We start from the raw sequence: 13259 nt of genomic DNA on the forward strand, positions 1-13259 counted from the left end.
CAAGTTGTCGCTAATCATAGCTCTAACGCACACAAAGGGCAATTTGATTCTCTGTAGTTTGCGCATGAAATGACAATTGACAAACAGATGATTTATAAACTCAACCGTGGTTTATTCTTTTCAAAAATGGCTGGACCAATACCTTTTACATTTTTAAATTCATCAATATTTTTAAAGCCACCATTCTTTTGACGGTATTCCACAATCGCTTGAGCCTTTTTCTCACCGATACCTTTTAGCTTTTGAAGCTCATCAATATTAGCTTGATTCAAGTGAACTTGCCCTGAAGAATCAGTCATTATAGTACTTTTTGAGACATTAGAATGAGATGATTGCTGCATGCTCAACTTCTGATCATACATCTGCTGTTTAGCTTTCCACTCCTTAAAATTTTGATCGAAAGATTGAGCCTGAATAAAGGTTGATGAAATCAGGCTCCAAAATAAAATAATAAAATACTTACTCTTCGAAAGATTCATGCTGAGTTGCATGTGTTTTTTCCCCTAACTTTAAGTGCCGCTTTGCCTGATTCCACAATTCATCCATTTCAGACAAGCTCATGTCCTCTAATGTTCTTTGCTGTTTTTTCGCTTGATCTTCAATAAAAGCAAAACGGCTTCTAAATTTATGTATTGTTGATAAAAGTGATGTTTCACTTGAAATCGCAAGTTTACGTCCTACATTCACCAATGAAAACAGGCAATCTCCAAATTCATCTTGAATTTCATCTATATTTTGATTTTTTAGCGCCTGCTTGAACTCATCCAGCTCTTCTTCTAGTTTTGTATAAGCATCTTCTACGGTTTCGAAGTCGAACCCAACTTTTGCTACATTTTCTTGAATTTCTTGTGCCTGTAACAGGGCTGGGCCATGCTTTATTTCATCTAATCTTGATTGTGGCTTCCCTTGCTTTTCTTGCTGTTTAATTTGTTTCCACAGTTCACTTACTTGTTCTGGCGTTAAGTTATTAAATTGATCTGCCTGAAAAACATGGGGATGACGGCGAATTAACTTCTCGCTTATTGCTTCAATCACATCTTGAAAATTAAAAACGCCTTGCTCACTAAACATTTGTGATTGAAACACAACTTGTAATAGCAAATCGCCCAGCTCATTTCGAATTTCCTCAATGTCACCCTGACGAATAGCGGCCTCGACTTCATAGGCCTCTTCAATGGCATATTTGGTAAGACTCATGGGGGTTTGAGCTTGATCCCACGGACATTTTTCTCGTAACTCTTGCATAATTTTAAGCAATTTATCCATGGTAGCCCTCAAGTTTAAAAAGTCGGTCAGTAAAACTAAGATTTTAATTTGTTATGATCAAAATCAAAGCGATTAAATCAGTCGCACTATTGTACTGACAAAGAGAAAAAAGATGAGACACAGTATTCTGATTAGTGGCGCCGCTCAAGGTATTGGGGCAGAAATTGCACGTGTATTTTACCAACAAGAATATAAAGTAGGCATTTATGATATTAATGAGTCGCTTGCTCAAAAACTAGCAAGTGACTTGGGACCCAATGCCTGTGCTGGCTATCTAGATGTAAGTGATTACGATCAATGGCAACACATATTAAAAGAATTTACTGACTGGGCTGGCGAACTCAACATCTTGGTAAATAATGCCGGCATTCTATATTCTGGTGCATTTGAAGCGATTGATATTAAAGCTCATCAAAGAACAATAAATATTAATGTAAACGGTGTCATTAATGGCTGTCACGCTGCCCTACCGTATTTAAAGCAAGCTGCTTTTGCACGAGTCATCAATCTCTCTTCAGCCTCTGCAATTTATGGGCAGGCCGATTTAATTTCTTATTCGGCTAGTAAATTTGCTGTTCGGGGGATTACTGAAGGCTTAGATGTGGAATGGAAGAAATACGGTATTCGTGTTTTAGATGTGATGCCGCTATTCGTACAAACTGCAATGGTTAACAACATGAATGCAGGTACTATTCAAAATATGGGGATAGATTTAACACCAAATGATATTGCTCAACAGGTGCTTACCCTTGTAGAGAAAAAGGCTCATTTCTGGACTCCTACTCACACTCCTGTTGGCATAAAAACCAAGCTACTTTATCAACTCTCGACTTTAAGCCCTCAGTTTTTAAATCGACTCACTAATATTTATTTATCAAGAAAGTAATTTTTAATAAAAAGGCTGTCATTTGACAGCCTTTTTACTCAATTTAGTTAAACACCTTGGATCATACGTCGCGCACTAATGATTCCAGGTTGCTGCTCTAGACGTGCCAATAAACGAGACAGCTGCGCTAAACCCTTAACCTCAATTAACAACTTCATATTCGCAATACCATCTGCTTCAGAAATTGTATTAACCTGACGAATATTGATTTGGTCAGAGAAAATCACTTGAGTTAAGTCTTTAAGCAGACCACGACGATCATATGCTTCCACTACAATCTGAACGCTTTGACCACGTGTTGGCTGCATTTCCCAATCAGCTTCAACAGCACGCTCTGGTTCTTGCTTAATCATACGCTGATAATCTGAACAAATGACTTTGTGGATACTCACACCACGGTTCAAAGTAATATATCCAGCGATTGATTCGCCATGCACGGGCTGGCAGCACTGAGCGATGTGCAACTCTACGTTGTCTAAACCATCAATTAAAATTCCGTGGGCCGATAACGTATGGCTTGCACGCGGATTTAATGCTGGTTTAAGCACTAGTTCAGGTTCATCCTGATCTAGATGCATTTGGCGGTTCACCTGATTAATCAAGGCATGTAAGCTAATATCACCGCTTACTAGACTCACCAAAATGTCATCACCCGTTTTCACGTTAAAGTGTGATGAATAATCATTTAGGTCGATACTTTTTGGGTGAATCGCTAGGCGAGCTAACTCTTTATTGAGAAGTTCACGGCCGACTTCAAGATTTTTACTACGATCTTGTTGTCTAAACCAATGACGCAACTTGTCACGGGCACGAGAGGTTTTAATATAACCTAAAGAATTCACCAACCAATCTCGGTTTGGATCACGATCTTTTTTAGTTAAAATCTCAACCTGCTCGCCAGTTTTTAAAGTATAGGTTAATGGCACATAGCGCTGGTTAACTCGCGCTGCGTAACACTTATTCCCTACTTCCGTATGCACATGATAAGCAAAATCTAAAACTGTTGAGCCACGTGGCAATTCCTTAATATCACCATCACGACTGAAAACATAAATCTTCTCAAAACCTTCAAAATCTTGTAGTTGATCAAAGCCTTCTGTTTCATCTTCGTTTTGATGTACCGTCGTGTCATTGCGCTCTTGGTAGTGTTCAAGAACGGCCCGCAATGAATGTAAACGATGGTTAAAGGAGTGGTCTGTATTCTTTGAACCTTCTTTATAGTTAAAGTGCGAACATACGCCTAATTCTGCTTCGTCGTGCATCTCATGAGTACGAATTTGTACTTCAAGCGACTTATTTTCAGCAATTACAGCGGTATGCAAAGAGCGATAGCCATTTGCTTTCGGGTTGGTAATATAGTCATCAAACTGGTGAGGAATATGACGCCAGATTTGATGAACAATACCCAAAGAGTGATAACACTCTGGGACACTCTTAACCAACACACGTAAGGCACGAATATCATAGAGCTGATCAAAACTCAGGTTTTTGCTTTTCATTTTTCGATAAATCGAATAAATGTGCTTTGCTCGACCTGTGATTTCTGACTCGATTCCGTAAGACGCTAACTCATTTTTCAAACGATCAATGACGAACTGAATATAATGTTCACGCTCTAAACGTTTTTCATTCAGTAATGACGCAATTTCTTTATAACGGTCTGGAGCTAAATAGCGAAAAGCGAGATCTTCAAGTTCCCATTTAAGCTGGGCAATACCAAGTCGATGTGCCAATGGCGAATAAATAGTAAGAATTTCACGTGCTACGCGTTCCTGACGTTCACGAGAGGAGTTTGCTAGCTCTCGTAAAGAATAGGTACGTTCAGCAAGTTTAATTAAAACAACACGAACATCTTCGGTGACCGAAATCAGCATTTTATAAATGCCGCTTAAATGTTCTCGTTGATTGTTATTAAAATGGTCTTCTAACCGCTTATTTTTTTCAATGAGTTCCGATAGTTTACCCATTGCCAAAGCGCCTTTGACAAGGTTATAGACCTGATCTCCAAATTTCTTTTTTACTTCTTCTATATCAGTAATTTCTTCACGCACACTACGATAGAGCATGGCTGCCGATAGAGTATCTTCGTCTACATGGAGATGTGCCAAAATATCGGCCATTCCAACGCCAGTAGCGAAAGTATTGGAACGATGATTAACCGTTGAGTCTAACTCTTTTTGCAGGGTTTCATTCGCAACCTTTTCAAGCTGTTCAAGCTTCGCCCCATCTAATATTTCACGCACTCGATCCAACCATGAGGCTAAACCGATTTGCGTTTCGGCGGCATGCTCTACAGTCGTTTCCTCGGACAACTCAGTTAGTTGTTCAGGTAACTGTTCACGTACTGTGACCATACCATTCTCCTCAATATGTAACTCATGTTTTTAATCGTTTATCTCTTAAATTTTTTCAAATAGTGCAATGGATTCAACATGTTCTGTATGCGTAAACATGTCCATCACAGCTGCTTTTTTTAACTGGTAACCATGCTGTACCAAAACACCCGCATCCCTTGCCAGTGTAGCTGGGCTACATGATATATAAACGATTCTTTTTGCTCCAAAATTTGATACATACTGCATAATTTCAAATGCACCAGCACGAGGAGGATCAATCAATAATGCATCAAATCCTTGATTTGCCCAAGAATGATGCGAAAAATCTTTTGTTAAATCTTGTGAAAAGAAGGTTGCCTGCACCAAACTATTGCATTTTGCATTAGCTGTTGCGCGCCTCACCATTTCTTCACTCCCTTCCACACCAACAACCTGACCACTCTCACCAACACATCGTGCTAACGGAAGCGAGAAATTGCCTAAACCACAAAATAGATCAAGTACTTTTTCACCTGATTGCAATTGAAGCAATTCACATGCCAATTGAACCATTTGTTCATTTACTGTGGCATTGACCTGAGTAAAATCCAATGGCGAAAAAGCAAAATTTACATTAAACCTCTCTAAGGCATAATGTAAACGTGAAGCGCCTTTTTCATCATCAATACGATGAATACTTTCAGGGCCCTTAGGCTGCAAATACAACTGCCACCCCTTGTCTAACGCAAATTGCTTTAATTGGTTGACATCAGAATTGTTTAATTTTTCTATATGACGAACCAATAAAGAAATTTCATGATCACCTTTTGCTAATTCTACATGACCAATGTGTGCTTTGCCTTTTAGACTTTGGAGTAAAATACGCAACTCAGGCAAGCTATTTGATAGTTTTTCATCCAAAACACTACAACTATGGATATATGTTAATCGATTACTATGATGTTCACGAAACCCCATAATTAAGCGATCTGGCTTTGGCAAATAGCGCACGCCAATTCGTGCTCGACGACGATAATCACTTTGTAAAGATCGAATCGGCTCTAGCCACTGTTCAGGTTGAATACCTGCAAAGTGCTGTAAATGTGATTGGAGCACACTTTGCTTTAAACGGATTTGTTCATCAGGATGGATATGCTGCATGCTACAGCCACCGCAAATACCATAATGAGGACAAATTGCTTCTATACGATGAGTTGAAGGCTCTCCTAACAACTGCACCATCTCAGCCTCTTCAAGACGCTTCGCTTGATGGGTAATTTGAGCCTTTACAGTTTCTCCAGGCAAGGCATAGCGAATAAAAACTTTTTTGCCATGCTTATCTGCGGGGTGGTCAGGATGAGAACCATAATGCGCAATTCCCCGCCCCTCATGAGAAAGTGTTTCAACTTGAAAAATATATTCAGGTTGTTGGGGCTTGCGAGATTTGGCTTGTTGTTTCAAAGGATGAACCTAAAAATCTAAAGGATTAAAATAATGTGAAGTAAATTCAGTATGTTTCGAGGTACGTTCCCATACTTCAAGAAAATCTGCTTGCTGAGGAATATTTTTCAAATAATCAATACTAGAGTTTACCCAATCATTATGCTCATCGACAGTTAATTGTCCTTTTAATAACAACCAACGTACATAGACGAACCACGTATTAAGTACATCTCCTTCACAATAGCTGGTCAGTTTTAACCACTGCTGCGTACGGACATATTCTGGTACATGATAACCCGACTCACCGCGCTTACCCGGCAAACCTAAAATACAGGCAATATCATCAAGCTTTTGAAAATTACGCCCGTTAAACATTGCCATCACATCCATTAAATCGATGTGGCGATGGTGATAACGGTTTTGGTAATTATTAAAACGCTTCTGGCTATCAATCTCGCCTTGATCAAAGAGGCCCGGTGCAGAAAGCCCATGATACATCGCACGGAATAGAATGACAGGTAAATCAAATTGCGAACCATTCCAACTCACTAAAGTCGGATGACGCTTATCAAAAATTGACAAGAACTTCTGCAAAATCTCAGCTTCAGAATATTGTTCTCGACTAAAAGAAAACAATCTAAAACCTGACTCATCAATCCATAGGCCAGAAATACAAACAATTTCATGCAAAGGTAACCGTTGAAAATCCACACCTGATTCTTGACGGCGCAGTTTAGTCAATGCTTGCTCTACATCAGCCTCTGGTAAATCAAGATGATATAAATGCGCTCCCGCTTTTAAATCAGTTAAAGTTTCAATATCAAAAACTAAGGTAGGGAAACGCATTATTTCTCTCAATTATGAGTTGTCATCCTGTACTGAAAACAATCCTGTAGACAAGTAGCGGTCGCCACGGTCACAGATAATGCAAACAATAACAGCATCTGAATTTTCTTCTGCAATCTTGACGGATGCCCATACTGCACCACCTGAAGATGTACCCGCACTGATACCTTCCATACGTGCTAATTTACGCATGGTTTTTTCAGCATCAATTTGTGGAATATCAATAGTACGATCCACACGGCTACTATCAAAAATAGTAGGTAAATATTCTTTTGGCCAACGGCGAATACCAGCAATACTTGATCCATCTGCTGGTTGTAAACCAACAATCTGAATATCTGGATTTTGTTCTTTTAAATATTTAGAAACGCCCATAATAGTACCTGTTGTACCCATTGAGCTTACAAAATGGGTGATTTTCCCACCTGTTTGTTTCCAGATTTCAGGACCAGTCGTTAAGTAATGAGCTTCAACATTGTCGGGATTACCAAACTGGTTTAAAACGTGACCTTTACCTTCTTTTTCCATTTGCAAGGCTAAATCACGTGCACCTTCCATGCCTTGCTGGGGCGTTACTTCAATCAGCTCTGCACCATAAGCCAGCATCGCATCTTTACGCTCCTGACTCATGTTGTTCGGCATAATAAGTTTCATTTTATAGCCACGCATTGCAGCAACCATTGCCAAAGCAATACCCGTGTTTCCACTGGTTGCCTCAATCAAGGTGTCGCCAGGCTTAATTTGACCACGTTTCTCTGCCTGCATAATCATGTTATATGCAGGACGGTCTTTTACAGAACCTGCCGGATTATTACCTTCTAATTTTGCTAAGACTGTCGCTTGCGTATGAGAAGCTAATCGCTGCAAACGAACTAGAGGTGTCTTACCTACATAGTAATCTAACAAAAATTCGTCGGCTAAAAAGTCAGGTTGCGTATTACTCATGATCAACACCTATATCGAGGTGGGCCTATTGTATGAAAAAATGCTCGTTACTGCACCCATTTCAATATGCTTTTTCATAAAAGCGATTAAAGCTCGGTCATTTATAAAATGCCGTCTGTTTTAAAATAAAGCGTGATAAGATGCCGTACAGAGAGATAAATCTGATGTAGCCATGTCTAATTTCAATAAAACCTTATCGAAACGCTTACGTCTGAATCATGCATATGGGCAATTGATTGCTCTAATTTTTGTGCCGATTATGATTTTAACAGGGGTCGGTGCTTTTCTGGTTTTAACTGAAACGACACATTCGGTAAAACAGCAACAGCTACATCACGCCTCAGCAATTTTAGCTCGCTACAACCAAATTGCGAAAGACTTGTATACGCTGGTTGAACTACAGCCCGATGAATACGATCATGCCCAGCACATCATGCAAAGCATGTTTAGCGAAAAAAATGTAAAACGCGCAGTACTCATCGATAACAATGGGCAGACTTATTTAAGTATTGGTTATCGTGATAATCGTTATTGGCCTAGTTTCCCCAATAGTAATAGTTTTTTTGGTCCTATTTCCCATAATAAAAATAACATTTATGGGCTTCGTATCATTAACAGTCCAGGAAAAGCGCAGGTCTGGTTAGTGATTGAAATGGATAACCAACCTCTAGAGCTGGCACGTTATCGCATTCTGATTGCCCTCGTCATTACTGGATTAATGACCCTACTATTACTTTTACTTTGCTTGAATTTTTATTCTCGTCGCTGGATTGCGCCGATGTATGAAATTCGCATGCAGTTACAACGTCTAAATGCAGATACTCTAGACCAACACCTAGTCATTAATAGTACTGGGGAGCTACGCTTACTACAGCGTGATATTGCAAATGTTGTTAAGCGATTACACTTTAGCTTTTTAGAGTTAAAAGAACACACTGAACAAACTGAAGAAGACTTACGCAGAACATTAGATACCTTAGAAGTTCAAAACATTACCTATCGTCAAGCACGTGACCAAGCGATTTCATCAAACCAAGCAAAGTCAGTTTTCCTTGCCAATATTAGTCACGAGCTTCGAACACCTCTCAACAGTATTGATGGCTTTATTCATTTATTGCTTCGTCAACAAAATTTAAATAACGAACAAAACCTTTATCTACAAACCATTCGCAAGTCATCTGCCCATTTATTGGCATTAATTAACGATGTATTAGATTTCTCAAAAATTGATGCGGGTAAGTTAGAGCTTGAAACAGCGCCATTCGACTTAGAAGAAGCCATTTTTGATGTTATGGATATGCTGTCGCCTTTGGCTGCTCAAAAACATATCGCCATGGCTTTTTACTATGCGGACAATATTCCACAGCAAGTGATTGGTGATGCTTTACGCTTCAAGCAAATTCTGACCAACTTGATTTCTAATGCCATTAAGTTCACTCCAGATGGTGAAATTATTGTTCGTGTTCGTATGGAACATGATGATATTGGGCAATGCCTACTTCATTTTAGCGTTCAAGATAGTGGTATTGGCTTAAGTGGCACCGACCGTAAAAAATTATTTGAATCATTCTCTCAAGGCGATGCATCAGTTACACGTCAATTTGGCGGTACAGGTTTAGGTCTTGCGATCTCTAAACAGCTTGTTCATCTCATGCATGGTCAAATTGGCTTTGAGGATAATCAGGAACGTGCACCAACAGAAAAAGGCTCAACCTTCTGGTTTACAGCACAATTTGTAGTAGATGAAGATTACGAGATCGAACACCCACACTTTGAGCATTTACAAGTGGTGTCTTATCTTGCTCATCCTGCTACAGCAAGTGTTTTACGTTATTATCTTGAAAACTACCATGTTCCTCACATCGAAACTCAATCGATTCTGGACTTATTTAGTCGCTTAAAACATCTTGATCAGAAAGATAATACATGGCTTATCGTTGATCATAGCGGTGATACGGAAGCATTATTAAAAGAAATCCGTAGCCGTTATCAAGGTAATTTAGCAGTCTATGGTTATCAAATGACGCTTGAGCCGAACATGCTCAATGAATACCGCGCTCGTCCGCTATATCAACCATTAAGTCGAAGTGGACTCATTCAATTATTAAGTAACCAACCTATTTTTGAAGAGGAACAACAAGACTTCAATGGTCAGGGTTTACACATTCTGGCAGTAGATGACCATTTACCAAACTTAATTGTTTTAGAAGCTTTGTTGGGTGAATTAAACGTTAAAACAACCAAAGCGTTAAGTGGTCAAGAAGCACTTAACCTTATTCAAGAACGAATTGACCAGAAACTTAAACCATTTGATTTAGTGTTTATGGATATTCAAATGCCGGTTATGTCGGGCATTGATACCACACGTGCTATTCGTTCTTTAGAGTCGACACTCGACGGGGAAATGCAGCTTCCAATTATTGCGTTAACGGCCCATGCCCTTGCCGATGAAAAACAAAAACTCCTTAAAGTAGGCATGAATGACTATGTCACCAAGCCAATTCAAATGGATCAAATCATCCAGATCTTAACGCAATGGACTAAAAACAACTTTACAGCAAAAGCCATAGATAAAGACCACCTTGTAGTTGCAGAAGCTTTAGACCCACAAATTTTAAACTGGCAACAAAGTTTGCAACTCGCAGCAAATAAAGAAGACTTAGCACAAGATCTCCTCAAAATGTTAGTTGATAGTTTTCCAACTGAGCTAGACGAAATGCAGCAGCTCATTGAGCTTGAAGACTTCCCTCAACTTGAGCATGTTTTACATCGCCTGTATGGTGCCACTCGCTATGTAGGTGCCCCGAAACTCCAACAAGTTACTGGTGACTTTGAGCAATTCATTTCAACGCTACGTAAAGAACGCCGTATAGCAGATGAAGGCTTCATTGAAGAGGTCATGCAACGCTTTAATGAATTAGGTCTTGTTGTTAAAGAGGTAGAAAGTGCTGCTCTTCAGATCTTGGTAACACCTGACTAACATATCGACCAAATAGGCATGACTGAGCTGTCATGTTTCCAGATTACAGCCATGTTATGCTCCGTTCATCTATAAAAAAAGAAGCGGGAATCTCATGGCACTCTTACGTATTGAAAAAAATAATGGCATTGCAACGGTATATTTAAACCGTCCTGACAAACGCAATGCGATGAGTTTTGCTCTATTAAAAGAGTTAGTTTCAACTGCAAAAGCAATTAAAAAGGATCGAGATATCCGCTGTGTTATTTTGACAGGCGAAGGAAATGTGTTTAGTGCTGGCATTGATTTATCTGACCTTAACAATCCCAAAAACTCTGCTTTTGCCATTTGGGAACTTATAAAACCCGGACAAAGCCTTTTTCAAAAAGCATTTCTGACTTGGCAGAATTTACCTGTCCCTGTTATTGCGGCACTAGAAGGATATTGTTTCGGTGCGGGCATGCAACTTGCCTTGGCTGCCGACATCCGAATTTCTCATCCAGAAACAAAAATGTCGATTATGGAAAGCCGCTGGGGTTTAGTTCCTGATATGGGACTTACTCGTTCATTAAAAGGTTTAATTAGCGTTGACCTTGCAAAAGAACTCACCTTAACTGCCCGTGTTTTTGATGGGAATTATGCAAAAGAAATTGGTCTTATAACTCATTTAAGTGACACTCCTTTAGAGAGAGCAAATGAGATTGCCTCTGAAATGTTGCAGCGCTCCCCCGATGCCCTCACTGCGGCAAAACGTGTACTTGATGCAATGGAACATCAACCAGAAAAATCATTACGTCTAGAAAAAATCTGGCAACTCAAATTATTACTTGGTAAAAATAGCAAACTTGCTCGTAAAAAAGACAAACATCCTGAAGTTGAATTTTTACCACGCCAATATAAATAAGAGCTCAGACTATGAATTTTGATCGCAATACTCCTATTGCTTTTTTAGGCATAGGACTAATGGGAAGCCGGATGGCTACCCGTTTGATTCAGGCAGGTTTTCAAGTTGCTGTATGGAATAGAACATCCTCCGCCTGTGAAGAACTTATTGATATCGGTGCACAACCTTTAGAACTTTCAAATATTGGTGAGTATCCAGTTGTTTTAATCTGCCTAGCAGATGACACAGCAGTAGAAGCAGTATTTGAACAAATTCAGCCGAACTTAAAAGCTGAGCAGGTTATTGTTGATTTCTCAAGCTTATCCGTTGCTGTAACAAAAACGCTTGCTCAAGCAACGAGTTCACAAAATGTAAAATGGATTGACTCCCCTGTATCAGGCGGAACAGTGGGTGCCGAACAAGGCACACTTGTCATCTTTGCAGGGGGTGATGCCCAAACTATTACAGATCTGACTCCTATTTATAATGTTCTATCCCAACGCGTGACCCGAATGGGAAATACAGGAACCGGCCAAGCCACCAAAATTTGTAATCAACTCATTGTTGCAGCTAACAGCGCTCTTATTGCAGAGGCGGTCGCACTTGCAGATCGAGCTGGTGTAGACACAAAGCTACTCGCTCCTGCCTTAGCGGGTGGTTTTGCGGACTCTAAACCCTTTCAAATTCTCACTCCTCGCATGGCAACTCATACATTTGAACCAATTCAGTGGAAAGTTCAAACATTATCTAAAGATCTTAACAACGCAGTAACATTGGCTAACAATGTTAATTTAGACCTCCCAGTTGCACAAAAAGCTCTATTACAGCTACAAACTCACCAAAAAAATGGCTTTGCTGAGAAAGATTTAGCTACTATGATTCAATTAGTAGAGCAAAAATAAACGGAGTTTGAGTATGGGTCGTCTTGCAGTCAATTTATCCATGATTTTTACCGAAGTTCCTTTAATTGAACGCTTTGCTCTGGCCCATGCACAGGGCTTTGAAAATGTAGAAATTCAATTCCCTTACGAATTGGAAATTTCTGAAATTCAAACCCAACTTGAACGCTACAATCTTAACTTGTGTCTGATTAATGTCCCAGCAGGCGATCTGATGCAAGGCGGAAATGGGTTGGCAGGTGTACCCGGTCAAGAAATAGCTTTTCATGAAGCCTTAGAATTAGCAATTAGCTATGCCACTACTTTAAAAGTTCCTCGTATCAATATTTTGGCAGGCAAACAACCATTAGATACCGACCTACTTCCTTGCTTAAAAACATTAGCAAGTAATTTAAAGCTTGCATGCAATTTACTCAGTGAACACGACATAGAACCTGTTATTGAAATGATTAACGGGACAGATATGCCACGCTTTTTAGTACAGAATATTGCTCAGGCACAAGAAATGTTAGAAGCAGTAAATCATCCTTCTCTAAAAATGCAATATGACTGCTATCACATGGCAATGATGGGCGAAGATATACTTGAAGGATTACAAGAAAATATTAATTTAATTGGACATATTCAATTTGCAGACTGTCCGGGCCGTCATGAGCCAGATACTGCTCAAATTCCTTATGAACAAATTTTTTCTTGGTTAAAGCAAAGCTCTTATCAAAACTATATTGCAGCAGAATATAAACCTGAAAATACTTCAAATCAGTCATTTACTTGGAAGAAAAAGTATTTTTCGGATGATGTAAATATATAAACTGTT

11 protein-coding genes are annotated in these 13259 nt (G+C 39.4%); 5 read left to right on the forward strand and 6 right to left on the reverse strand.

Annotated elements, in window-relative coordinates:
- Positions 1-92: 92 nt before the first annotated feature.
- Both AC2117_RS15765 and mazG read right to left on the reverse strand, forming a co-directional pair.
- Complete coding sequence (locus AC2117_RS15765) at positions 93-491, reverse strand: ComEA family DNA-binding protein (protein ID WP_133975336.1); 399 nt, start codon at positions 489-491, stop codon at positions 93-95.
- A complete protein-coding gene (gene mazG / locus AC2117_RS15770) occupies positions 460-1266 on the reverse strand; it encodes a nucleoside triphosphate pyrophosphohydrolase (protein WP_133975338.1) in 807 nt (268 codons plus the stop codon). The genes AC2117_RS15765 and mazG overlap by 32 nt, the downstream gene beginning before the upstream one ends.
- 112 nt (positions 1267-1378) lie before the next feature.
- On the opposite strand from mazG, the gene AC2117_RS15775 reads away from it, so the two are divergent.
- A complete protein-coding gene (locus AC2117_RS15775; RefSeq protein WP_133975340.1) occupies positions 1379-2152 on the forward strand; it encodes an SDR family oxidoreductase in 774 nt (257 codons plus the stop codon).
- 47 nt (positions 2153-2199) lie between these two features.
- Here the strand turns inward: AC2117_RS15775 and AC2117_RS15780 are convergent, their stop codons facing one another.
- From AC2117_RS15780 to cysM, 4 genes are read right to left on the reverse strand one after another with little or no spacing between them, the layout of a single operon-like run.
- Positions 2200-4506: a RelA/SpoT family protein gene (locus AC2117_RS15780; protein WP_133975342.1), complete on the reverse strand. Its 2307-nt coding sequence runs from the start codon at positions 4504-4506 to the stop codon at positions 2200-2202.
- Between the two features lie 45 nt (positions 4507-4551).
- The gene (gene rlmD / locus AC2117_RS15785) at positions 4552-5928 is read right to left on the reverse strand and encodes a 23S rRNA (uracil(1939)-C(5))-methyltransferase RlmD (protein ID WP_133975344.1); all 1377 of its coding nucleotides are present in this window, start codon (positions 5926-5928) and stop codon (positions 4552-4554) included.
- 9 nt (positions 5929-5937) lie between these two features.
- On the reverse strand, positions 5938-6756 hold the full coding sequence (locus AC2117_RS15790) for a 3'-5' exonuclease (protein ID WP_042894953.1): 819 nt from the start codon (positions 6754-6756) through the stop codon (positions 5938-5940).
- 12 nt (positions 6757-6768) lie between these two features.
- Positions 6769-7701, reverse strand: coding sequence for a cysteine synthase CysM (cysM, locus tag AC2117_RS15795; protein WP_197730940.1), 933 nt, complete (start codon positions 7699-7701; stop codon positions 6769-6771).
- 172 nt (positions 7702-7873) lie between these two features.
- Here cysM and AC2117_RS15800 point away from each other — a divergent pair, with 172 nt between their 5' ends.
- The 4 genes from AC2117_RS15800 (at position 7874) to AC2117_RS15815 (ending at position 13253) form a co-directional block, all read left to right on the forward strand.
- A complete protein-coding gene (locus tag AC2117_RS15800; RefSeq protein WP_133975348.1) occupies positions 7874-10681 on the forward strand; it encodes an ATP-binding protein in 2808 nt (935 codons plus the stop codon).
- A 94-nt stretch (positions 10682-10775) separates the two neighbouring features.
- Entirely contained in the window at positions 10776-11564 is a 789-nt protein-coding gene (locus AC2117_RS15805) for a crotonase/enoyl-CoA hydratase family protein (RefSeq protein ID WP_042894948.1), read from the forward strand.
- Positions 11565-11575: 11 nt separating this feature from the next.
- Positions 11576-12445, forward strand: coding sequence for an NAD(P)-dependent oxidoreductase (locus tag AC2117_RS15810; RefSeq protein ID WP_133975350.1), 870 nt, complete (start codon positions 11576-11578; stop codon positions 12443-12445).
- Positions 12446-12458: 13 nt separating this feature from the next.
- A complete protein-coding gene (locus AC2117_RS15815) occupies positions 12459-13253 on the forward strand; it encodes a hydroxypyruvate isomerase family protein (protein WP_133975352.1) in 795 nt (264 codons plus the stop codon).
- The last annotated feature ends 6 nt before the right edge of the window (positions 13254-13259 follow it).

The organism is Acinetobacter calcoaceticus (assembly GCF_900520355.1).
In the GTDB taxonomy this organism is placed as follows: Bacteria; Pseudomonadota; Gammaproteobacteria; order Pseudomonadales; family Moraxellaceae; genus Acinetobacter; species Acinetobacter calcoaceticus_C.